The 21,830-nt window shown below is 36.0% G+C and carries 20 protein-coding genes; 9 read left to right on the top strand and 11 right to left on the bottom strand.

All coding sequences use genetic code 11. The features are described 5' to 3' along the window. Genes RBU60_RS04715 through RBU60_RS04725 form a run of 3 tightly spaced genes read right to left on the bottom strand, consistent with a single transcriptional unit; the run spans position 1 to position 2,700 of the window. Positions 1-729 carry a glycosyltransferase family A protein gene (locus RBU60_RS04715; RefSeq protein WP_308863529.1) on the bottom strand — a complete coding sequence of 243 codons (729 nt, stop codon included), beginning with the start codon at positions 727-729 and terminating at the stop codon, positions 1-3. Then, complete coding sequence (locus RBU60_RS04720) at positions 716-1,675, bottom strand: glycosyltransferase family 2 protein (RefSeq protein ID WP_308863530.1); 960 nt, start codon at positions 1,673-1,675, stop codon at positions 716-718. Before RBU60_RS04720 ends, RBU60_RS04715 begins: the two co-directional genes overlap by 14 nt. Then, positions 1,654-2,700, bottom strand: coding sequence for a glycosyltransferase family 4 protein (locus tag RBU60_RS04725; protein ID WP_308863531.1), 1,047 nt, complete (start codon positions 2,698-2,700; stop codon positions 1,654-1,656). Before RBU60_RS04725 ends, RBU60_RS04720 begins: the two co-directional genes overlap by 22 nt. Before the next feature lie 200 nt (positions 2,701-2,900). Here RBU60_RS04725 and RBU60_RS04730 point away from each other — a divergent pair, with 200 nt between their 5' ends. Next, the gene (locus tag RBU60_RS04730) at positions 2,901-3,659 is read left to right on the top strand and encodes a lipopolysaccharide kinase InaA family protein (RefSeq protein WP_308863532.1); all 759 of its coding nucleotides are present in this window, start codon (positions 2,901-2,903) and stop codon (positions 3,657-3,659) included. 2 nt (positions 3,660-3,661) lie between these two features. Here the strand turns inward: RBU60_RS04730 and RBU60_RS04735 are convergent, their stop codons facing one another. The 3 genes from RBU60_RS04735 to RBU60_RS04745 are packed head-to-tail and all read right to left on the bottom strand — an operon-like array spanning position 3,662 to position 7,384. Further along, a complete protein-coding gene (locus RBU60_RS04735) occupies positions 3,662-5,512 on the bottom strand; it encodes a glycosyltransferase (protein WP_308863533.1) in 1,851 nt (616 codons plus the stop codon). Next, complete coding sequence (locus RBU60_RS04740; protein ID WP_308863534.1) at positions 5,509-6,567, bottom strand: glycosyltransferase family 9 protein; 1,059 nt, start codon at positions 6,565-6,567, stop codon at positions 5,509-5,511. Before RBU60_RS04740 ends, RBU60_RS04735 begins: the two co-directional genes overlap by 4 nt. 1 nt (position 6,568) lies before the next feature. Next, entirely contained in the window at positions 6,569-7,384 is an 816-nt protein-coding gene (locus RBU60_RS04745; RefSeq protein WP_308863535.1) for a 2,3,4,5-tetrahydropyridine-2,6-dicarboxylate N-succinyltransferase, read from the bottom strand. 89 nt (positions 7,385-7,473) lie between these two features. On the opposite strand from RBU60_RS04745, the gene ruvX reads away from it, so the two are divergent. From ruvX to RBU60_RS04775, 6 genes are all read left to right on the top strand, one after another. Beyond that, complete coding sequence (gene ruvX / locus RBU60_RS04750) at positions 7,474-7,884, top strand: Holliday junction resolvase RuvX (protein WP_308863536.1); 411 nt, start codon at positions 7,474-7,476, stop codon at positions 7,882-7,884. Between the two features lie 514 nt (positions 7,885-8,398). Next, the gene (gene def / locus RBU60_RS04755) at positions 8,399-8,989 is read left to right on the top strand and encodes a peptide deformylase (protein WP_308863537.1); all 591 of its coding nucleotides are present in this window, start codon (positions 8,399-8,401) and stop codon (positions 8,987-8,989) included. A gap of 60 nt (positions 8,990-9,049) precedes the next feature. After that, complete coding sequence (locus RBU60_RS04760) at positions 9,050-9,496, top strand: DUF5606 family protein (protein ID WP_308863538.1); 447 nt, start codon at positions 9,050-9,052, stop codon at positions 9,494-9,496. Positions 9,497-9,842: 346 nt separating this feature from the next. Beyond that, positions 9,843-10,616 carry a nucleoside triphosphate pyrophosphohydrolase gene (mazG, locus tag RBU60_RS04765; protein ID WP_308863540.1) on the top strand — a complete coding sequence of 258 codons (774 nt, stop codon included), beginning with the start codon at positions 9,843-9,845 and terminating at the stop codon, positions 10,614-10,616. 9 nt (positions 10,617-10,625) lie between these two features. Beyond that, the gene (locus tag RBU60_RS04770; RefSeq protein WP_308863542.1) at positions 10,626-11,081 is read left to right on the top strand and encodes an SRPBCC family protein; all 456 of its coding nucleotides are present in this window, start codon (positions 10,626-10,628) and stop codon (positions 11,079-11,081) included. Between the two features lie 92 nt (positions 11,082-11,173). Further along, positions 11,174-13,111 carry a M1 family aminopeptidase gene (locus RBU60_RS04775; RefSeq protein WP_308863543.1) on the top strand — a complete coding sequence of 646 codons (1,938 nt, stop codon included), beginning with the start codon at positions 11,174-11,176 and terminating at the stop codon, positions 13,109-13,111. A 93-nt stretch (positions 13,112-13,204) separates the two neighbouring features. On the opposite strand, the gene RBU60_RS04780 is transcribed toward RBU60_RS04775, so the two are convergent. The 5 genes from RBU60_RS04780 to RBU60_RS04800 all read right to left on the bottom strand — a co-directional run bounded on the left by RBU60_RS04780 (position 13,205) and on the right by RBU60_RS04800 (position 18,696). Next, positions 13,205-13,939, bottom strand: a complete 735-nt coding sequence (locus tag RBU60_RS04780; protein ID WP_308863544.1) for a sulfite exporter TauE/SafE family protein — start codon at positions 13,937-13,939, stop codon at positions 13,205-13,207. An 82-nt stretch (positions 13,940-14,021) separates the two neighbouring features. Beyond that, positions 14,022-15,224: a M23 family metallopeptidase gene (locus RBU60_RS04785; RefSeq protein ID WP_308863545.1), complete on the bottom strand. Its 1,203-nt coding sequence runs from the start codon at positions 15,222-15,224 to the stop codon at positions 14,022-14,024. Between the two features lie 193 nt (positions 15,225-15,417). After that, the gene (locus tag RBU60_RS04790) at positions 15,418-16,881 is read right to left on the bottom strand and encodes a catalase (protein ID WP_308863546.1); all 1,464 of its coding nucleotides are present in this window, start codon (positions 16,879-16,881) and stop codon (positions 15,418-15,420) included. Positions 16,882-17,079: 198 nt separating this feature from the next. Continuing rightward, positions 17,080-17,712 carry a hypothetical protein gene (locus RBU60_RS04795; RefSeq protein WP_308863547.1) on the bottom strand — a complete coding sequence of 211 codons (633 nt, stop codon included), beginning with the start codon at positions 17,710-17,712 and terminating at the stop codon, positions 17,080-17,082. A gap of 111 nt (positions 17,713-17,823) precedes the next feature. Then, positions 17,824-18,696 (bottom strand): LysR family transcriptional regulator, encoded by an 873-nt coding sequence (locus RBU60_RS04800; RefSeq protein ID WP_308863548.1) that lies wholly within the window; start codon positions 18,694-18,696, stop codon positions 17,824-17,826. A 70-nt stretch (positions 18,697-18,766) separates the two neighbouring features. Here RBU60_RS04800 and RBU60_RS04805 point away from each other — a divergent pair, with 70 nt between their 5' ends. Together RBU60_RS04805 and RBU60_RS04810 are read left to right on the top strand one after the other, a co-directional pair. Continuing rightward, positions 18,767-19,435: a LysE family translocator gene (locus RBU60_RS04805; RefSeq protein ID WP_308863549.1), complete on the top strand. Its 669-nt coding sequence runs from the start codon at positions 18,767-18,769 to the stop codon at positions 19,433-19,435. Between the two features lie 130 nt (positions 19,436-19,565). Next, positions 19,566-21,338, top strand: a complete 1,773-nt coding sequence (locus RBU60_RS04810; protein WP_308863550.1) for an ABC transporter ATP-binding protein — start codon at positions 19,566-19,568, stop codon at positions 21,336-21,338. The last annotated feature ends 492 nt before the right edge of the window (positions 21,339-21,830 follow it).

The raw sequence follows: 21,830 nt of genomic DNA on the forward strand, positions 1-21,830 counted from the left end.
TTATTTTTTATTTTGTCTCGACCAATGGGTACGCGTACTAATGCTGTTCATATAATAAGTTTCTTCTTCTCCAAGATCTTGATTATTGATGTACCAAGGTAAATGTTTGGCTTGGTAAGGAAATCCTGTCCTAATGATGGGAGTACTTCCGTCGCGTTTCCCCGATTTTGAAAAAGGCCTATAGAATGCAAAAGTAGTATCAATTGGTGCTAAATACACATTTTCTTCAAGTTGTTTTTCATAAAATTTCTGTTCCCAAGTCACTACTTTCCCCTTGTTTTCAAAGCTATCTGGCAAATCATCTATTTTTAAAGAAAATCCAGCTTTATGGACTTTAGGATATTTTTTTAGGAGCATATAAAAATGTTCCAGAAAGTCTGGCGGACAATCTTCTACGGGTACGACATCAGAATCTGTATAGACAAAATAGGAAAACATATACTTGAGCCACATATTGCTTTTCCAGAAGGACTTAGAACCGTAATTCTTTTTTAATCGATGTACTTGATGCGTAGTGGTAGCGTAGAATTCTAAAAGTGGAGGATAAGTAGATTGGTTATCCAAAATATGGATGTTGTGGTAGCCTCGTTCTTCTAAAGCAGCGATTAACTTTTCTAAAGTAGTAAGCCGGTTGTAATTATTAATAAAAACCGGAACCTTTTTTAAGTCCGCTGGTTTTTTAGTGAATACCCTTAAAAAATTAGCGATATAATTTTTAATCAATTTCATGCAGCTGCTGTTGTTGTTTTAAAGACTTAGATAAGGGAGCGCCTTGCACTAAAACACTAAAAAGCTTCCAGTATCTGGGTTTAAAGAGGCTAGAAAAGAAGTAGCGAATGATGTAATACGATAAAAGTATTCTATGTTGTATAAAACCGTGGTGTTTTTTGGTGTAATACAATAAGGAGATTTTCTGTTCAATTTTGATCGCAATACCCTTTTTCGTGCTGGCACTTTTATAATGCACGTAGCTTAGTTGCGGGTATAAATACGTAGACAGGTTCAGCTGTTTTAGCAACCTATAAGAAACGTCTGATTCTTCATAATAGAGAAACATATTATCATCAAAACCACCAATGTGATTAAATGCGCTGGCTTTGGTAAACATATAAGAACCTTGCACATATTGCACACGGATAGGGGATTCGTAGAATTTTTTTCGGTTGAGATAGATCTTTGGAAATAGTTTTTCTAATAAAGGCCGACGCAGAATCTCTCTTCCTAAAGATGAAAAATGATCTATGGTCACCCTAAAGTTTTTGTCCTGATCTAACATTTGGGGAGATGAAATTCCAATACTTGGATTCGACTCCATAAATTGCATGAGTTCTTTTAAGGTGTTTTTCTCTAAATGTAAAGTGTCATTATTAATGAACGCGTAATATTTACACGGAGCTGCCATTTGCACGCCTAACATATTTCCGCCTCCAAAACCTAGATTTTTTTTACTTCGGAATAACTTTATTCGGTCATTATTTAACTGAAGAATTCCTTCTTTTAACTTCTTGTAATCGTCTGCTTGGGAAGCATTATCAATCACTACCAATTCATAATTAATAGCAGATTCCTCCAAGTCTATAATAGATTGTAAACAGGCTAAGGTATAGCTAGTGGTATTAAAATTGATGATGATGCAACTAACATCTATAGGTTTTAATGTAAGATTGGCTTCCATTTTTCTGAGATCATTTCTAGGGTGTATTTTTCTGCACTTTTTTTAGCTGCGATAGCCATTTCTTCAGAAAACCCTTGATTTACAACTGAAAGAATGGTGCTTTCTAGGTCTCCTTCCTTAAAAAGGTAGCCGGTGTCTTTGCGTATAATTTCTTTAGGGCCAGAGTGATTACTGGCAATTGGAATTACTTTTTGAGCCATAGCCTCAATAAGCACAATCCCAAATAACTCTTCCCATTTAGTTGTTTTTTTTGAATTTAAGAGAAAATATTGATGTGAACTAAAAAGTTGAGCCAATTTCTCTTTGTCCTCTATTTTAGAATGAAAAATAATATTTGGTGATTTTTCTGCGGCTTGTTTGACGCTTTCTTCTAGTTTCCCATCTCCAACAATACCTAGGTGAAGCTCAGGATGTTTAGCAAAAAAAATCAAGATTTCTTCAATTCCTTTCTCTGGCGTTAATCTCCCGACATATAAAAAGGAATTTTCTTTCTTTTCGAGATGATATTCCTTTAAAAAAGCTAGGTGTAAACCATGATTCACAACGCTTATTTTGTCTGAAGCTACATCGTAATTCTCTAAGATGCTGGTTTTGGTTTGTTGGGAAACGGCAAAAATGTGTTTGACTTGATTTTCTAAAAAATCTTGCCAGGTTTTATAAACCTTTTCTTTGTTCGTCTTTTTAGGATGAAAGCTTTTATCCCAGCAGGTCCACGAACTATGATAATAAAGTTGATGCTTTTTTAAGAGTGGTAATAAGCGCCCTAATTTATGATCAAAAGGAGCAATACCTAAAACAATTTTTCTATTTTTGGAAAATAATAATTGAATAAAAAAGCCAATATTTAAGATTTGTTTTTTAAAGAGTTGGGGCTTTACTTTTACAATACTTTTAAATAGTTTACTGACAATAGAAAACTCTCTGTGCTTGAGCTGAATGTTTTCTTGATTAGGTAAGTGCGTTAAGCCCAAGTAATGGCTTTTAGCTCCGTTTTTATGTAAAATGTAAACCACATTAGTGCTCATTGGCGTTGACTATTCTGCAAACTTACTATTTTAAACGATTATGGTTTACGATTGTTTTATTTTTTTTAAGAAGTTGGAGGTATTAAAAAGCCACTTCAGAAAATCTTATCGGGCGATAGGTGAATTGATTAGCGTTAAAATTGATTCAGCATTCCAGAATAAATCTAATCAATATTTCTTTTCTTCTTAAAACAACGTTTATGAAATCTATGTTTTCGTCATCATTGCCCCTATCAGAAGAAAAGGTAAAATCATGTATTCAAAACTTTAAAACTCAAGGAGAACTCTTTGGGGACGGAAAACGAAATGTGATCAAACTATTTAGAATAGAGGATTTTGTACTTAATGTCAAGTCGTTTAAGATTCCTAATCTTATCAACCAGATTGCGTACCGATTCTTTAGAAAAAGCAAAGCACAACGCTCTTTTGAATATGCTCAAAAATTAGAATCATTAGGAATCGGAACCCCTCGTCCCGTAGCTTACTTTGAACATACTACTGCTTTTCTTTTTAAGGAGAGTTTTTACGTAAGTGAACATTTGCAAGCCGATTTGACCTATCGCGAGTTGACGAAAAATTTAGATTACCCAGAACATACCGAAATTCTAAAAGCCTTTACAGAATTTACTTTCAACTTACATGAAAACAATATTGAGTTTCTAGATCATTCCCCTGGGAATACTCTTATTCAGCTGAATAATGGGGATTATCAATTCTTTTTGGTTGATTTAAACCGAATGAATTTTAAAGCTTTGAGCTTAGACGATCGAATTAAGAATTTTGCCCGACTAACCACTAGCGAGAGTATGGTTAGCGTCATGAGCGAAGAATACGCCAAGTTGTACGGTGCTAATTCAGAAGAAATCTTCGAAAAAATGTGGAGTTATACGGAAGCTTTTCAGGAGAAATTCCACCGAAAAAAAAGGCTTAAAAAGAAACTGAAATTTTGGAAAAAGTAAACTTATCTTCGGTTACGTCTTAACAACCACAATTTGGCATAACGCATAAAAACGGTATAACCTTGAATGTAAGAAATGGTGATTCCTACCACGCCGTCTCTAAACCCACCTTGTATAAAATAGTGTTTGGTAAAACTGTATAACGGTTTTAGAATAAAATGAAATGCAGTTAGTTTTCCCGTTTTTTTGTCGTAATCCTTGGCTTGCCACCAAGCATATTTGTTCATCTTTTCTAAGTAAAGATCTAATGAGATGTAAGTATCGTGATAAAATTTGCTTTTTAAGCGGCCCACTTTTCCATTGGGTATAATTTCTTCGTGTACATTTTTATCTTCATACTTGCAAAAATCACGTTTAAATAGACGAATCACTTTATCGTTTTTCCATCCGCTATACTTTACGTGTTCTCCCATAAAGTGATTTTTTCTACCAATCCAATATCCGACTGTATCATCTTTTGGGGGATTGGCCAACACACTTAAAATCTCATGTTTTAAAGGAACGGTAACGCGTTCATCGGCATCTACCAGAATAATCCATTTATGCGCTGCTTGTGGAATGGCCCAGTTTTTTTGAGAAGCAGAATAGCCGTATTCTCTTTGAATCACTCGGGTAGCTAAAGATTTAGCCTTCTCGTAAGTACCATCGGTGCTAAAACTATCTACTACCAAGATTTCATCAGCAAAATTAACAGATGCTATTACCTCTTCAATATTATGAATTTCATTCCCAACAGGGATGATGGCAGTTATTTTTTCTAAATGCGTAGGTTTTGTAAAGTTTGGCGCCTTTCGGTAACTTTTAAGTGTAAAATAATTAAGCCTATTTCTGATTTTTATCTTCCGAATAAAATTCAGCGGCTTTCTCTTTAATCCAGATTTATCCTTATTTAAAAACTCAATTGAGGCATCCATAATACGTTCACTAGATTTTCCGTCATTATAAGGATGCAAATTATCGATAAAGGTTGCGAGCTTTTCCATGATTTTTTTTGGTCGGCTTAAACCATAGCTAATCGCTTCCTCAATTTTTGAGGCTTGGTCCACGTGAATCAAGTAATCGTGTTGAAAGGTATGTTTAAAAGTCACCACTGGCTTTTTTTGAAGCATAAACTCCTGAATCACCGATGTGGTATCAGAAAACAACAAATCTGATTTCTGAATAATAGGCACAAGGTTGGTCGTATTGTAATAATTAAAATACTCGCCGTCTAAAGATTTCCATTTTTCCTTGATGTGTTCTGGCAATTTAGGATGCAGAACCATGGCAAAATCATAACGTCCCGTTGCCGCCAATTCCTGAATCTTCAAAAATACATCTTGGTGATACGCCAAACTAAGTCGCTCTGTAAAAGTAGAGGCAATCATAATTTGTGGGCGTTCTTTATGTTCCACTTCTTCGGTGGTTACAGGAAATAAGCCATCTACTTTGCTCCATCCCGTTTCTTTCACTTCAAAATACTTGTATTTTTTGGCAAGTTGTTTAAAAACTTCAGTGGTGCTGGGACCTTGTGTACAATATAAATCAAAGAAACCCCGAATTCTAAAGTGGGCAAAAGTGTTGTGTTCCGGACGTTTCTGTGAAAAGAAGCCATGAAAAACTTGCACTTTTATTCCGCTAAGAAAATCGGCTACATCATCTGTGGCGGTTAAAACAATATGAGGTTCGTAGGCTACAGCCTCCTCTATGTTAAGTAAATTTGTTCTCCCTGCTTCCTCTATAGCTTTTCGTCCTTCTGGTAAATCACTAAACCAAAACACTTCTTCTCCGCGTTTTAGGATCTCTTTCTCCAAAGGGATACCAATAGGAACGGCATAACTGTATGATATGTAAATTAAAAATTTATACTTCATAGAGACAGGTTTGCAATAAAATCGTGTAGCGGTTGAACAATGTATGAAGGAGTAAATTTAAGATAATATTTGGAAGGCTTCTTTTTTGCGGCTACAAAATCTTCTTCTTGGTACGGGATAAATTCTGAAAGATGTACCGCCTTGTGATTTTTATTTTCTTTTTCCCCAAACCAATTTTGCATCTTTAAACTGGGTGAGAAAATGGTAAATGTAGGAATGTTTAAAGCTTTTGCCATATTAATGGCTCCGCCTTCATTCCCAATCATCGCATCACAATGGGAGGTAATGGCTAAAAATTCCCGTAAGCTCTTTCCAAAAACCGAAAAGAAAATGCGTTTTTGAGTTATAGGCAGACAATGTTCATAAACTTCTCGCGCTTCTTTCTCTTGTTTGGGAATGTAATTAAATAGGAACTGAGCCTCCTTATTTTCTGCTACCAAACTATCTAGCAAGCTTGCCATATAATCTAGAGGATAGGTTTTCGCCTCGCTACTTCCCAAAACGCTCACCATAAATAAGGGTTTTTTAAAGTCGATGTTAGAAGTGGTTACATAGGCTTCCGCGGAAGCGATTTCAGCTTGGGTTAAATAGATTTTAGAGGTTATTTCCTGAAATGGAATCTCCAAAAATTCCAATAATTTCAATCGGTTTTCAATAGCCAGACTACAATCGTGTTCAGGCTTTTTTAGACGCTCTAAAGTCTGCGTGTATAAAAATGCAGTGTGTTTTTTATGATAGGAAATTCTTTTGGGGGCTTTAGAAAAATAGCTCATCAAATTACTGCTAATCTTTCCGTAGACATCGATCACTACATCGTATTTTGCTTTACGGATTTCTTTTAGGAACCTATAAAACTGTAGTTTACTTTGTTCCATTTCCGAAGAAAACAACACCAATTCATCTATAAAAGGATTGTTTTCCACCACCGGAACCGTGTGGCTGTTCACCAAATAATGCAATTCAGCAGAAGGATATTTTTTTTTAATGGCTTCACATAGAATAGAGGACGTAAGTACGTCTCCAATCATTTTCTGCTGAATTACAAGTACTTTCATATTAAACGGCTACATCGTAAGTTCTTAAGGCGTCGTTTAAAGAGGTTTTTTTATTGGTGCTTTCTTTACGTTTTCCAATAATCAAAGCGCAAGGTACATTAAACTCTCCCGCAGGGAATTTTTTGGTATAACTACCAGGAATCACCACAGAACGAGCGGGAACCACTCCTTTCATTTCTTTAGGCTCATCTCCAGTAACATCAATGATTTTTGTAGAAGCCGTTAAGACTACATTGGCTCCTAAAACCGCTTCTTTTTCTACACGAATTCCTTCTACCACAATACATCTTGAGCCTAGAAAAGCATTGTCTTCTATAATTACGGGAGCGGCTTGTAAAGGCTCTAAAACGCCACCAATACCAACGCCACCAGAGATATGTACGTTTTTACCAATTTGCGCACAGCTTCCTACCGTTGCCCAAGTATCTACCATCGTGCCTTCATCTACATAAGCGCCAATATTCACATAACTAGGCATTAAAATCACCCCGCTAGAAATATAAGCTCCGTGTCTCGCCACCGCATTAGGCACCACGCGAATTCCTTTTTCTCTATATCCTGTTTTTAAAGGCATTTTATCGTGGTATTCAAAAATACCGGCCTCTAAGGTTTCCATTTTTTGAATAGGGAAGTACAACACCACCGCTTTTTTTACCCATTCGTTCACTTGCCATCCGTCTGCAGTAGGTTGAGCGCAACGCAATTCTCCCGCATCAATTTTATTAATGACTTCTCTAATGCTTTTTTGTGTCGTTTCTTCTTTTAAAAGGTCTCGGTTTTCCCAAGCTTCCAATATATGTTGTTGTAAGTTTTTCATAGTTTCAAAATTTGGGGCTAAGATAAGGCTTCCATAGAATTATTATAGCAATACTCCTAGAAGTCTTATCTTTGCCGAAAAAATAGTTGATGGCAAGGATTCTAGCATTAGATTTTGGAACAAAGCGTACAGGCATAGCCGTAACCGATGAATTACAGATCATTGCCTCTGGATTAACCACGGTAGCGACCAAAGACTTAATGGCTTTTTTGAAAACCTATTTTGAAAAAGAAAAAGTAGAATTGATGGTGGTGGGCGAGCCTACACAAAAAGATGGATCGGCCTCCCAGAGTGAAGTGTACATTCAGTCTTTTTTGGAAGAGTTTGCGAAGCAATTTCCGCAGATGCCTGTAAAGAGAGAAGATGAGCGCTTTACCTCAAAAATGGCTTTTCAAACCATGATTGACAGCGGACTTAAAAAAAAGCAGCGTAGAAATAAAGCCTTGGTAGATGAAATAAGCGCGACTATCATACTTCAAAATTATCTTTATAATGCTTAGTTTGAAATATGTTATTTCAAATTTATTTTTCATACCAACGCATCGAGTTTGTTTTCCTCAGCCTTACAACCTAATATCTAATATTAGTCGTGTCCGACTAAGATATAAGACCTACCCGTATCGAAACAATACGTTCGGGCGGGCCGCTGCGCTGAAAGAGATAAGACATAAGACTTGATTCTTAATAGCCTGATAATTAGATTGAATTGATTAAGCATTCGTATTAATTTTTAAATTTCAATGCTAAACTTAATAGCAAGCTGTCACTTAATAAAAAACCTCTAAACGCCTTTTATATTTGAATCAACAGAATTCTGTAATGTTTTAATCGGACACTAATGATCTAATATCTAAAACCTAATCTAGGCTTCGATATAATTTTTTTCAAAAATCACTCAGCCACCAAGTAGCATTTTCAAATTAGCACATTATCCGCATCAACCTATAAACAGTTTCCTTTTAATATAAAGTTTCAAATCCTTACCTTTGCAAAAGAATTAAAGAAATACGTAGTATGATTTTACCTATAGTAGCTTACGGGGACCCCGTTTTAAAGAAGAAAGCTAAAGATATACCTGAAGATTATCCCAAATTAAAAGAGCTGATTGAAAATATGTGGGAGACGATGTACGGAGCTTACGGAGTAGGCTTAGCCGCGCCGCAAGTGGGACTTCCTATACGTATGTTTATCATAGATCCTTCTCCTTTTGCGGAAGATGAAGATTTATCTGAAGACAATAAAAAGCAGCTTCAGGGGTTAAAGAAAGTGTTTATGAATCCGCAGATTCTAGAAGAAATAGGGGATGAGTGGGCTTTTAATGAAGGCTGCTTAAGTATTCCTGAAGTGCGGGAAGATGTGTTTAGACAACCTAAGATCACCATTGAATATTACGATGAGAACTTTAAAAAGCACACCGAAGAGTATTCGGGATTAGCGGCAAGAGTGATTCAGCATGAATACGATCACATTGAAGGAATCTTGTTTACAGACAAGCTTTCTACGCTTAAAAAGAGACTGATAAAAGGAAAATTAGAGAATATTTCTAAAGGGAAAATAAGTATAGATTATAGAATGCGTTTCCCTAAAATGAAAAAAGGGCGCTAAAACTTTTGTGATTACCTACAGAGGTTAGATATTTGCCACCCAAAAAATAAATAGAAGAAGATGAGTTTAGATAAAGTATTAGCAATTTCAGGAAAGCCAGGATTATATGAATTGAAAGCACAAACCAGAGGAGGTTTTGTGGCAGAGTCTTTAGCAGACGGTAAAAAATTATCGGTATCTGTAAGACACAATGTGAGTATGTTAAGTGAAATTGCGATTTACACCTATACAGAAGAAGTTCCGTTAAAGGATGTATTTCAAAAAATAGCAGAGAAAGAAGATGGAAAAGAGGCGATTAGCCACAAAGAGTCGAAAGCAAAATTAGAAGAATACTTTAAAGAAATTTTACCAGAATACGATGAAGACCGTGTTTATGTGAGTGATATCAAGAAAGTATTCCAATGGTATAATCTTTTGATAGGAGCAGGAATGAATGATTTCTCTGTTTCAGAAAAAGAGACTAAAGAAGAAGAGGTGAAAGAAGAAGCTTCAGCAAAAGAAGAATAAACTTTTCTTAGATTATACAAAGGAAGCCTTGTTGAGAAACAGGGCTTTTTTTCATGCTATAATTTAGTCGTGTCCGACTAAGATGTAAGACCTGCCCGTCCCAACGTATCATCCGGGCGGGCCCGTCCCAACGGATCATACGGGCAGACGCTATAAGACAATAGGCGTAAGATTTAATCAGACGCTAATGGCTATAATTCACTAAATATAATTGGTCACGGGCATACTTCCGCGAAAGCGTAGTAAATTAAAATAGCAAGTCAAGCAAAATAGAATCATTCCCATCCCGAATGGCACCGATAATTTATTGAAAAATGTCTACATTTAAGGTCTTAAACCCCAACTTATGAATACCAGAGAACAACAATTAAAAGCTCTTGACAGACTGCTTACGATTATGGACGAATTGCGAGAACAATGTCCTTGGGACCGCAAACAAACCTTAGAAAGTCTTCGCCACCTTACCATAGAGGAGACCTATGAGCTGGGGGATGCCATTCTAGACCAAGACTTAGAAGAAGTGAAAAAAGAACTCGGCGACGTATTGTTACATATTGTATTTTATGCAAAAATAGGAAGTGAAAAGAAGGCTTTTGATATTGGAGATGTAGCAAATAGCATCTGTGAGAAACTCATCACTAGGCATCCTCATATTTATGGCGACGTAAAAGTAGCCGATGAAGAGGAAGTAAAACGAAATTGGGAAAAGATAAAACTGAAAGAAGGCAAAAAAAGTGTCTTGGAGGGTGTGCCTCGTTCTCTGCCCGCATTGGTGAAAGCAAGTAGAATTCAAGAGAAAGTTTCTGGCGTTGGTTTTGATTGGGAAGAACCGCAACAGGTTTTTGAAAAGGTGAAGGAAGAGTTGGAGGAGTTACAGCAAGAGGTAAATAGCGAAAATCAAGATCTTATGGAAGCCGAATTTGGGGATGTGTTGTTTTCCATGATTAATTACGCTCGATTCTTAAAGGTTAATCCAGAAAACGCTTTAGAACGGACCAATAAAAAATTTATTAAAAGATTTCAATACCTAGAAAGCAAAGCCAAAGAAAGCGGAAAAGAGCTAAAAGACATGAGTTTAACCGAAATGGATGTCTTTTGGGAAGAAGCTAAAACCTTATAAAATAAAATCATGGAACAAAAAGTAATTCAGAATACAATCAACATCAAAGCTACTCCTTCTCAAATTTGGGACGTGCTAACCTTATCTGAGCATACTCAAAAATATATGTTTGGTTGTAAAGTGGCTTCCACTTGGGAAGAAGGCGCGCTTTTAAAGTGGGAAATGATGCATGAAGGAAAACTGATAACCCCGGTAGAAGGTTTTATTCTTAGCATAGAAAAACCTTGGATGCTCACCTATACCGTGATAGATCCTTATGCAGATTATGAACACACTATCGAAAATCATTTGCATGTCACCTATTACATTCAGGCGATTAATGAGGAAGAATGTGAGTTGCGTATAAGTCAGTATGGATTTGAAACGGTTGCCAACGGAGAACAGCGCTATGAAGAAATCTATAATGACGGTAGAGGTTGGGAATCTATCATTCAACAAATAAAACAAATCGCTGAAGCTTGTTAGCTAAAACTTTTATAAGTATTTTTTCGTAAGTTATAACGAGAATAAAGACTTATAGCTTAACTCATTCGCTTTCTATATAAAACAAGAACTCTATGAAGTATTTTTATTTTTTATTATTATGTCTAATTTCTCAAGTGGGTTTTGCACAGCAATGGAAAGCCGATGATCTTGCCATTTGCAAGGCAGAGCGACTTTCTGCAGAGAAGACGATGCAATTTGTGCCCAATAGCAATACCGGGAATTATGATGTAAATACCCAAAGCTTAGACTTAACTTTAGATCCTTCCGTAGCTTATATTGAAGGCGTGGTAACGACTACTTTTACGGCCACGCAAAATTTAACTTCTATTGTTTTTGATTTGGCTGCTAACATGCAGGTTAATGGAGTGACCAATGATAACAACCAAACCTTAAGCCATACGCATAGCGGAGATGAATTAATTATTAATTTAAACGCTTCGTTAACGCCTGGACAAAGTTTTACGGTTCATGTAGATTATGAAGGAAATCCTATAAGCTCTGGTTTTGGCTCTTTTGAGCAAACCACACATAATGGGCGCGCAATTATTTCGACACTTTCTGAACCTTACGGCGCAAAAGCATGGTGGCCTTGTAAACAAGATTTAAATGATAAAATAGAGGAGCTTGATATTTACTTAAGCGTTCCTGAATACAATAATTTTAATGAAGAAAATATAGCCGTAGCAAACGGACTTCAACTTAGCAGTAACTCTATTGGGAACTCAAAGCGAGTTCATTTTAAACATAATTACCCAATTCCCGCTTACTTAGTGGCCATTGCCGTAACCAATTATGAAGTGATCAACAACAATTATTCGTATAACGGAATGAATTTTCCATTGGTGGATTATATATATCCAGAGGATGTCTCAAGTGTCAGTGGATCTTTACAAGTAACCGCTCCTATTTTAGACTTATATAACGATCTTTTTGGTAATTACCCTTATGAAGATGAAAAGTATGGACATGCCCAATTTACTTGGGGTGGGGGAATGGAACATTCTACCGTTTCTTTTATGGGGAGTTTTAATAGGGGACTTATCGCTCACGAAATGGGACACCAGTGGTTTGGGAATAAAGTAACCTGCGGAAGCTGGAGAGATGTTTGGTTAAACGAAGGTTTTGCCACCTATTTAAGTGGGTTGGTGGTAGAAGACTTTGATGGCGCAACCGATTTTAATTATTGGAAAGAATATAAAGTTGCACAGATTACTTCTGAACCTGATGGTGCTGTATATATGTCTGCGACCGATACCTTAAATATAAATCGTATTTTTAGCAGTCGTTTGAGTTATGGTAAAGGTGCAATGGTGCTTCATATGTTGCGTAAAAAATTGGGAGATACCGATTTCTATCAAGGACTGCAAAATTACCTTGATGATCCCAATTTAACCTATGGCTATGCTTACACCAACGATTTAAAAGATATTTTAGAGCAACAAAGCGGCTTATCGCTCACCGAATTTTTTGAGGATTGGATTTATAATGAAGGTTACCCAAGTTTTACGGCAAATGTAGTTCAGCCTACAGCTAATTCGGTGACGCTTACTTTAAGTCAGACGCAATCGCATCCCTCGGTAGATTTTTTTGAAACCTTATTGCCTGTGCGTTTAACAGGAGCTAATGGAGAAGTTGTAGATACGTCGGTAGAGCATACCAGCAACAATCAACAGTTTACGATCCCGGTGAGTTTTACAGTGGTAGAGGTAGAACTCAACCCAGAGTATGATGTGATTGCCAAAGATAATTTGGCAACTTTATCTGCTTCTAACGCTACTGCGGAATTATTTACGGTATACCCGAATCCTGCAGATCAAAATATATATTTTTCTAAAGTTCAGAAACCCATCCAAAGTATAGTAATTTATGACCTTAACGGAAGAAAAGTTATTACTGAAGAAGGGAATCTTGCGGAAGTGAATGTGAGCAGATTGTCACCAGGCGTGTATGTATTGAAAGTGGACTTTGAAGGAGGAACAAGCCTTACTAAAAAACTGATTAAGGAGTAATAACAATTTTAGGTTCTATTTTAGTGTATTCAGAAGAGTTTTTTAAGATGATGATAAACTCAAATATTGAAAATGATGGTTTGCTTTTCTTCTCTAAAGCAAAGATTGACTTAGCAATAGAACGCCAATACAAATCAATCCTATATAAACATATTTTAAGAAGGTTCCGTCTTTTAATTGATGGTTGAGGTATCTACCAAGAAATATAGCAGGTAGGCTCACGGGAATAGAAATTAAGAAGTAGTAGGTTAAGGTCGAATTCCATAATCCTTGATACCAATAACCAAGCATGCCAATCATACTCGCGGGAAGAAAATAAGCTTGTAGCGTAGCTCTAAAATTCTTTGCCGTCCAATTGCGTAGGTTTCCATAAATCACAAGCGGCGGACCATTTAGACCATAGGCTCCCCCCAATATCCCCGAAAGGAATCCGCAGACAAAAAGCCATGTTTTATGATCGGTTTCTAATGGAAATTTATTTTTTGATAGGAGAGAATAGAGAGAGTATAGAATTATCAAGATTCCCAATATTATTTTAACTGTGTTTTCATTTCCATACACCAGTAGAAATAAACCAATTGGAATTCCTAATACCGCAAAAAGGATAAGCCATTTTGCGCTCTTAAAGTGAATTTGTTTTCGGTCTTGTACGACTACAATCGCAGCAATAAAAATAGATATAAGCACCGAAAGAGGAACGGCAATTTCAATGGGAATTAGGAGAGTAAGTAGGGGAACCGCAATCAAAGATTCTCCAAATCCGAAGGTTGAGCGGACTAAGGTAGCGATGAATACAATGATTAATATATAAAGTGTTATTAAATCCATACTTCTTTAAAAACGCCAGTTTTTTTGTAGAAATCTATTAAAAAAAACGGTTAGTATTTCTAGCGTGAAACTTTTTTTCTAGTTACTTCACTTCAATGAGTCCGTATCCAACTGGTAACTCATTTTGTCTTTTGGTAGGATTTAAGGAATCCAGGCCAACTCTATTCGTCTTGAACAAATTTGTTGCTTCTTCGTCTGAATACTTTTTTAAATGCACGAATTCTTTAAGTAGGTAAGGCATTCCTTCTCCGCCAAAGAAAGCATTACTTTTAGTCTCTACATGAAAATGTAAATGAGGTCCATCAGAATTACCACTATTTCCTAGTAAGCCTATCACTTGTCCTTTCTTTACTTGATCTCCAATTTTTACGTTAAGACTGTTGGGGATTAAATGCGCATATACGGCATATAGATTATTTCCAATATCTATAACCACATAATTTCCACCAATAGTTTCTCGCGTAATCTTCACCGCCATATCTTCAGCAAGAGGTTCATTTTCTATGATTCCATCTTTTGTTCCTACCACGGTTCCATCTGCAACAGAAATGATTTCAATGCCATAGCTATTCCAGTCTTCATTCTGTTTTATATCACTTTCTGTAAAATAACCACGCTTTCCCACGTAGGTCCAATCTATGGCAAATCTCTGCGGGTAATTCGCTTTTCCTTCGGTGAGAAATCTACTGCCTTGGTGACCTTCGGCTGCTTCATAAAGCCATTTCCCTTTTTTGTTGAAGGGCAATTCTAAGCTGATTTTTGTGACTTCAGGAACTTTGAGTACCGCGACTTCAATGGGAAGCACTACGGTCTCTCCTTTTTTATTCTCTGCTTCAAAATAGAGCTTGTGGTAGATTTTTTTCGGAATTGATTGTCCTTGCTGAAAAATAAGCTCCAGGTTTAAAATTCCGAACTGGTTGTTTGCTAACACTTTTACATCATCTGAAGCATCATAACCAGGTCTTTCAAAATGCCGATCAAGATAATCGGAATCGAATGTAGCTATTGGGTTTTCATTCTTCCGTAAATTATAGATCTCTACTTTTTTTAAAGTAAAAGGTACTTTATAGTTATTTAAAATATTCAGCTCATAAATCAATTGAGAGCTATGCTCTGTTTTTATAAGATCGCTTAAAAAAGAAACCTCCGCCTGAACAGGCATTCCAGAATACTTAAGTTGCTTTTGAGTTGGCAGATCGCTTTCGGAGTTTTGTGGTATGGAGCTGGTTTTTGTTTTACAAGCAATAAAAAAGAAAAGAACTACTGTTAAGAGGATGTACTTCATTAGATGCTGAGTTTTTCTTTCTAATTATTGTTGAATATATAACTCATGGCGGTTTATCTAAAAAACTACCATGAGTTATACATTTAATTCCCTCATTGAGGATTTGACTTCTCGAGGTCTGTTAGAAATTTTCATTCATTTTTATTTAACTCATACTTCGCTGACCTGTTCCAAGCTCTCGATTTTTCGATATTTAATACAAGTCTAAATCGGTTAAATTAATGTCTAAAGCTTTTGCAACTCCTTTTCCGTATTCTGGATCTGCTTTATAGCAATTTCCAATATGTCTTTCTTGAATAAATTTTTCCGCAGCACCAACTTGTCGGGCGGTATTATCAAACAAAACTTGTTGCTGCTCTGGAGACATGATTCTAAATAAATTTCCGGGTTGTGTATAGTAATCAGCGTCTTCTCTATGATCGTAATGAAAAGCATCCCCTTCTAAAGCCGAAGCTGGTTCTGCATATTCTTTGCTTTCGGCCCATTGTCCGTAGCTATTAGGCTCGTAGTGAACCGTAGCTCCTTCATTGCCGTCTACGCGCATAGAACCATCACGGTGCGGATTGTGAAACGGACATTTGGGTTTATTCACAGGGATTTGATAATGATTAACGCCTAATCGATAACGCTGGGCATCTCCGTAGGAGAATAAGCGACCTTGTAACATTTTATCTGGTGAAAACCCAATTCCGGGAACCACATTAGCAGGATTGAATGCTGCTTGCTCTACATCGGCAAAGTAGTTTTCTGGATTTCTGTTAAGTTCCATTACGCCTACATCCATCAAAGGATAATCTGAGTGTGGCCATACTTTCGTTAAATCAAACGGATTAAAGCGGTAGTCTTTTGCATCTGCTTCTGGCATAATTTGCACTTTTAAATGCCATTTGGGAAAATCTCCATTTTCAATAGAATCAAACAAATCACGTTGATTACTCTCCCTGTCTTTCGCTACGATGCTTTCTGCTTCCGCATCGGTTAAATTTTCAATGCCTTGAGCTGTTTTAAAATGAAATTTCACCCAACAACGTTCATTTTCTGCATTTAAAAAGCTAAACGTATGACTTCCGTAGCCATTCATATGTCGAAATGATTTCGGAATTCCTCGCTCACTCATCGTAATGGTCACTTGATGTAAAGCTTCTGGTAGCAGCGTCCAAAAGTCCCAATTATTATTGGCACTTCTTAAGTTTGTCTTGGGATCGCGTTTTACAGCTTTATTAAGATCGGGGAATTTATAAGGATCTTTTAAAAAGAAGACAGGCGTATTATTTCCTGCTAAATCCCAATTTCCTTCTTCGGTATAAAACTTCATGGCAAAGCCTCTAATATCCCGTTCGGCATCTGCGGCACCTCTTTCTCCAGCAACGGTTGAAAAACGAACAAACATATCGGTCTTCTTACCAATTTCAGAAAACACTTTGGCTTTGGTGTATTTAGAAATATCGTGTGTAACGGTAAAGGTACCAAAGGCACCAGAACCTTTTGCGTGCATTCTTCTTTCGGGAATCACCTCTCTGTCAAAATGAGCCAGCTTCTCTAGAAACCAAAAATCCTCTAAAAGCATCGGACCTCTTTTTCCTGCAGTTTTTACGTTTTGATTTTCGGCAATCGGTCTGCCTGATATGGAAGTTAGTTTTTTCTTTTCGTCTTTCATAATACTCAACTTTACTATTCTAAATTATATTTTTTATGCCATAAGCCCTACGACGGACTTCCTTCTACCAAAATACAAAATAAAAATGTGTTGTTAGTTTAAAAGTCTAACGAACCTGTAGAAAAGTTTGGGTCTTAACTTACAAATGCTTTTTGTTGTTGAAGATGTAGTCCTTAAGTGGGCATTACTGCAACGTATTTATTTATTGATAAGTTGAGCTGTTGCTTTCCATACCGATTCCTTTCCAAACTCCCCAAAATGACTAATATAGTCTCCATTTTTTGAAATTACTACAAAACTACTACAGGCGTAATGATCTGGGAAAAATAAAGTTTCAACTGCTCCTTCAGGATCTTTGTGCCAAGTTAACACGTCATGGTATATCTCTAAACCATTTTTATCTTTGTAAATATAAATAGGTTGAGTAGGAGCAGTTTGATGGATTCCATCTTCTAGCTGTCCGTACCAACTTTTTCTAGATTGTTTTGTGGCAGAACTACTTGAGTTGCAACGATCCTTACCAGGATAATAAATTATTATGATAGGTTGATTAGCATCTATCTCTTGGTTTGTTTGTTCCTCTAATAAAGATTCTAAAAAAACTCTGTTGGTAATTTTTCCTCGTTTTTCTCTTACCACTAGTTTTCTGTGATGGGAAGAATCGCCGGCAATAGCCAAATATTCACGTTTAGATTGAATTTGATTAAACTTTAACTGACTTATTTCTACATTGTTTTCGTCAAAATATTTAGTTTTATCATTGGCTGTCTTTGTTGAAGAACAAGAGAAAATCAAAATTCCGAAAACTAGAGTTAGTAGGATTTTTTTCATATATTTTATTGGGGATTTGTAGACCTCAGTTGAGGTTATGAGTTACTGAGATATAAAAATTATTGGCATATGGAATGCTTAAATTTATCCGAAGTGCTTGTGTTTTAGGTTTTACTTTTCCATCAACTTGGCATATTCAATTACCTTCTTAATTGTATTATTGTTTTCATTTTTTCGCCAGTTGATGTACAGATCTATTTCTTCTTGAAGTTTTATAAATCTTATACTTGGAGTCTTAGCGAATTTAAAGGAGAGTGGGAGAATAGAAATTCCAATTTCTTTAGAGACAAGGTTTAATATCATTCCGCCAAAATCAGATTCAATGCTTGTTTTTGGTTCAAAACCATAGGTGTTAAATAAATTTCTTAGCAGGGAAGCAAAGAAGGTGGTTTTATGTAATCCCGAAATAATAAATTTCTCGTCCTTTAATCCGTTTAAGTTTTTTAAGGATTCTTCAGTTATCCAATGATTATTGGGAACGACTAAACAAATGGGTTCTGCATACAGCTTGAGCGAATCAATGTTTATATGTTCTATTTTATCTCTACTGAAGGCGATATCTGTTTGATAATCGAGCAATAGCTTTTCGTGGTTCTCATCTGTGGGTTCTGTCAATTCTAATTTTAGATCAGGTAAATTAGAATTTAAAATTTCCAAAAAGTTAGGTAGAAATTTAAATGCAATCGATCCTGGATAGCTTATGGAAACAAAACCGGATGTTCCTTCATTGATTTTTTTTGCCTGCCTATGAATTTGGTCAAGGTCTTTGATCATAATCGACCAATGTTCCTGAAGAAATTTTCCAGTATCGGTAAGCTTTACATTTCTCTTATCTCTTTCAAAAAGTTGTACGCCCATTTCATCTTCTAGAGATTGAATTTGCCTGCTTAGGGAAGATTGGGATATAAATACTTTTTCGGCTGTTTTCCAAAAATGCAGTTCTTTGGCAAGGATGAGAAAATATTTTATTTGTTGAATCGTCATGAGTAATGCGTTTTTTGCATTAGTTGGTCAAACTTATGTATTTTTTTAGAAGTTTCAAAATCATTTCTTTGTGCCAAACTTTTGGTTTAATGCTAAGAATAAGAAAATGATGGGAATAGAAAATTTCATTACTTTTATGGTGACGGCTTTGTTTTTTATAATGACTCCAGGAATGGATACCGTATTTGTACTGAATAAATCGATTGGGCAAGGAAGGAAATCTGGGGTTTATGCCACCCTGGGTGTGAATACCGGAGTTTTAACGCATACTTTTCTTGCAGCTTTGGGATTATCGGTTTTACTGGCAAAATCGGCATTTGCTTTTAGCATGATTAAGTATGCAGGAGCTATTTATTTAATTTATTTGGGCTTCATGAAGCTTAAAAATAAAGAAGATTTTTCAAACCTAAGCTCAGAATCCCCAAAACAACAGAAAACTAAAAGTGATTTTTGGTCGGGGTTTTTAACCAATACCTTAAATCCGAAAGTTGCATTATTCTTTTTGGCTTTCTTTCCACAATTTATTCATCCTGCTCAAATTGAAAATCCTGTTCCCTTTGTTTTGTTAGGTTTTAGCTATGCGATTATTGGTATGGGATGGTTTTTAAGTCTTACCTTATTTGCAAGCGTCTTTTCTACTAAAATCATTAACAACCCAAAAATAGGCTTATGGTTAAATAAAGTAAGTGGTCTTGTCTTTATCGTGATGGGAATTAAAATTGCACTGACTAAAAATTAAATAGAACGTAAATTTTTAAACTAAAAGTGCATTTTTATTCTTTCATGAGTTGCTGTTATTTTAAGTAGGATTTTTGATTTAACCTTGCTTTAATGAGTATTTTTGCTACTTATATCATTTATTAGCAAGCATGCAAAATTCAAAAGCCACCTCAAAGAATACCGATAACTCACAACCAAAAGTCACCATGAAACAGGCTTTTAAGACCATTATTTGGCCTAGGCGAAATTTGGTTTTTATCGGTTTATTGTTAATTGTGCTGAGAAGCTTATCGGGTTTAATTTTACCTTGGCAAAGTAAAGTCCTTCTGGATGATGTGGTGCCCAATAAAGATTACGCACAACTCTACACCTTAATTGCAATCGTAATTGGAGCCATAACCGTACAGGCGATAACCTCATTTTTACTGACTAGAATATTAAGCGTTCAAGCACAATATTTAATTAGTGAATTAAGGTCTCAAGTACAGAAAAAAGTACTTTCCTTACCTATTAGTTTTTTCGATAATACCAAATCTGGAGCCTTGGTTTCAAGAATTATGAGAGATGTAGAAGGCGTTAGAAACCTTATTGGCACCGGTTTAGTGCAATTGGTAGGAGGTTCATTTACAGCTGTTGTTTCCTTAATTATTCTCATCAAACTCAATGCATGGATGACACTTTTTGTATTTGTGCCTTTATCTATATTTGGCTATATCGCCTTAAGAGCGTTTAAATATATTCGTCCTATATTTAGAACGCGTGGTAAAATTAATTCCGAAGTTACGGGAAGGTTAACAGAAACACTTTCTGGAGTTCGTGTGATTAAAGCCTTTAATGCCGAAGAACAAGAAAATGATGTTTTTGAAAAAGGAGTCGATAAACTATATCAAAATGTCAAAAAGAGTTTAACAGCAACCGCATTAATGACCAGCTCTTCAACGTTTTTAATTGGAGTCGCAACCACAGGAATTATGGGAATGGGGGGATACTATATGATGATTGGAGAAATGACCACGGGTGATTTTTTATTCTTCACCTTGGTGCTTGGGTTTATGATTGCGCCCATTGTGCAAATGAGTAATATTGGGAGCCAGTTAACAGAAGCATTAGCAGGTTTAGATCGAACAGAAGAACTGATGAACATGACAGCCGAAGAGGATAATCAAGATAGAACGATTCAACTGAATTCTCTAAAAGGAGATATGGAATTTAAGAACGTTTCATTTTCTTATGAAGAAGGAAAAGAAGTTTTGCATCATATTAATTTTAAAGCACCCGCTGGCTCTGTAACGGCTTTAGTAGGAAGTTCGGGTTCTGGGAAATCGACGATTGCGGGATTATCGGCTAGCTTTTTAACGCCAACATCAGGGAAAGTCACCATTGATGATCAAGATTTATCCCAAATTAAGTTAAGCAGTTATCGTCAATATTTAGGAGTGGTGTTGCAAGATGAATTTTTATTTGAAGGAAGTATTCGTGAAAACATCATGTTCCCAAGGCCAAATGCCACCGAAGCAGAGCTGCAAAATGCTATAAACGCTGCTTATGTAAACGAATTTACCGATAGGTTTGAGGAAGGTTTAGAAACTTTAATAGGAGAAAGAGGGGTGAAGCTTTCTGGCGGACAACAGCAGCGATTAGCGATTGCTCGCGCTATTTTGGCCAACCCTAAAATTATAATTTTAGACGAGGCAACGTCCAGTTTAGATACCGAAAGTGAAGCTTTAATTCAGAAGAGTTTAAACGAGTTAATAAAAGACAGAACCACCATTGTGATTGCGCACCGCTTGAGTACCATTCGCAAAGCAGATCAGATTTTAGTTATTGAAGCTGGCCATATTGTAGAACGCGGCACTCACGACCAATTGATAGCCAACGAAGGCAGGTACTATGAATTATATACTTATCAAGCGAAAATATAATATAAGGGATTAATACACAATATACGTATGAAAGAAATCTGGTATACTTGAAACGGAACTTATATCAATTTGAAGACTGGGCCCAGCAAAACATAAATAATAATAAAGAGGATAATGGTACCAATACAACCGCACCTACCGCCACCTAGTTTTTTTGCTCCCCACCCCGCAAGAAGTGCTCTAAATATTTTTTTCATTTTTTAAAATTTTAGCCTTAAATATAGTATTAAATCGGATTATGTTGGTATGGATTAACAAAAAATCATAGCTATGGAGATTGTATAGGACCAGTAGCGAACAATCCTTCAGGTAATTTTTCGTTAAGTTTAAGCTTTTTTTCTTTCTGATTTTCTTTATAAAACGTCTAAAACAAGCTATTACAATTGTAAAATTAGGATAGATAGGGTGATACTTATGTAAGCTTCCCCAAAATTAGGACAAATAGAAGTTATAATTAATTTTAAATTTGTCAACTATGAAACAAAGTAAATT

Origin of the sequence: Mesonia profundi (assembly GCF_031085155.1) — a bacterium.
Taxonomy (GTDB): Bacteria; Bacteroidota; Bacteroidia; order Flavobacteriales; family Flavobacteriaceae; genus Mesonia; species Mesonia profundi.

Coding starts and splice junctions, on each gene's coding strand:
- RBU60_RS04775 (WP_308863543.1), top strand. CDS start 11,174: ATGAAGTATTTTTATTTTTTATTATTATGTCTAATTTCTCAAGTGGGT.
- RBU60_RS04810 (WP_308863550.1), top strand. CDS start 19,566: ATGCAAAATTCAAAAGCCACCTCAAAGAATACCGATAACTCACAACCA.
- RBU60_RS04800 (WP_308863548.1), bottom strand. CDS start 18,696: ATGACGATTCAACAAATAAAATATTTTCTCATCCTTGCCAAAGAACTG.
- RBU60_RS04730 (WP_308863532.1), top strand. CDS start 2,901: ATGAAATCTATGTTTTCGTCATCATTGCCCCTATCAGAAGAAAAGGTA.
- ruvX (WP_308863536.1), top strand. CDS start 7,474: ATGGCAAGGATTCTAGCATTAGATTTTGGAACAAAGCGTACAGGCATA.
- RBU60_RS04725 (WP_308863531.1), bottom strand. CDS start 2,700: ATGAGCACTAATGTGGTTTACATTTTACATAAAAACGGAGCTAAAAGC.
- RBU60_RS04790 (WP_308863546.1), bottom strand. CDS start 16,881: ATGAAAGACGAAAAGAAAAAACTAACTTCCATATCAGGCAGACCGATT.
- RBU60_RS04780 (WP_308863544.1), bottom strand. CDS start 13,939: ATGGATTTAATAACACTTTATATATTAATCATTGTATTCATCGCTACC.
- RBU60_RS04715 (WP_308863529.1), bottom strand. CDS start 729: ATGAAATTGATTAAAAATTATATCGCTAATTTTTTAAGGGTATTCACT.
- def (WP_308863537.1), top strand. CDS start 8,399: ATGATTTTACCTATAGTAGCTTACGGGGACCCCGTTTTAAAGAAGAAA.
- RBU60_RS04785 (WP_308863545.1), bottom strand. CDS start 15,224: ATGAAGTACATCCTCTTAACAGTAGTTCTTTTCTTTTTTATTGCTTGT.
- mazG (WP_308863540.1), top strand. CDS start 9,843: ATGAATACCAGAGAACAACAATTAAAAGCTCTTGACAGACTGCTTACG.
- RBU60_RS04760 (WP_308863538.1), top strand. CDS start 9,050: ATGAGTTTAGATAAAGTATTAGCAATTTCAGGAAAGCCAGGATTATAT.
- RBU60_RS04740 (WP_308863534.1), bottom strand. CDS start 6,567: ATGAAAGTACTTGTAATTCAGCAGAAAATGATTGGAGACGTACTTACG.
- RBU60_RS04720 (WP_308863530.1), bottom strand. CDS start 1,675: ATGGAAGCCAATCTTACATTAAAACCTATAGATGTTAGTTGCATCATC.
- RBU60_RS04745 (WP_308863535.1), bottom strand. CDS start 7,384: ATGAAAAACTTACAACAACATATATTGGAAGCTTGGGAAAACCGAGAC.
- RBU60_RS04795 (WP_308863547.1), bottom strand. CDS start 17,712: ATGAAAAAAATCCTACTAACTCTAGTTTTCGGAATTTTGATTTTCTCT.
- RBU60_RS04735 (WP_308863533.1), bottom strand. CDS start 5,512: ATGAAGTATAAATTTTTAATTTACATATCATACAGTTATGCCGTTCCT.
- RBU60_RS04770 (WP_308863542.1), top strand. CDS start 10,626: ATGGAACAAAAAGTAATTCAGAATACAATCAACATCAAAGCTACTCCT.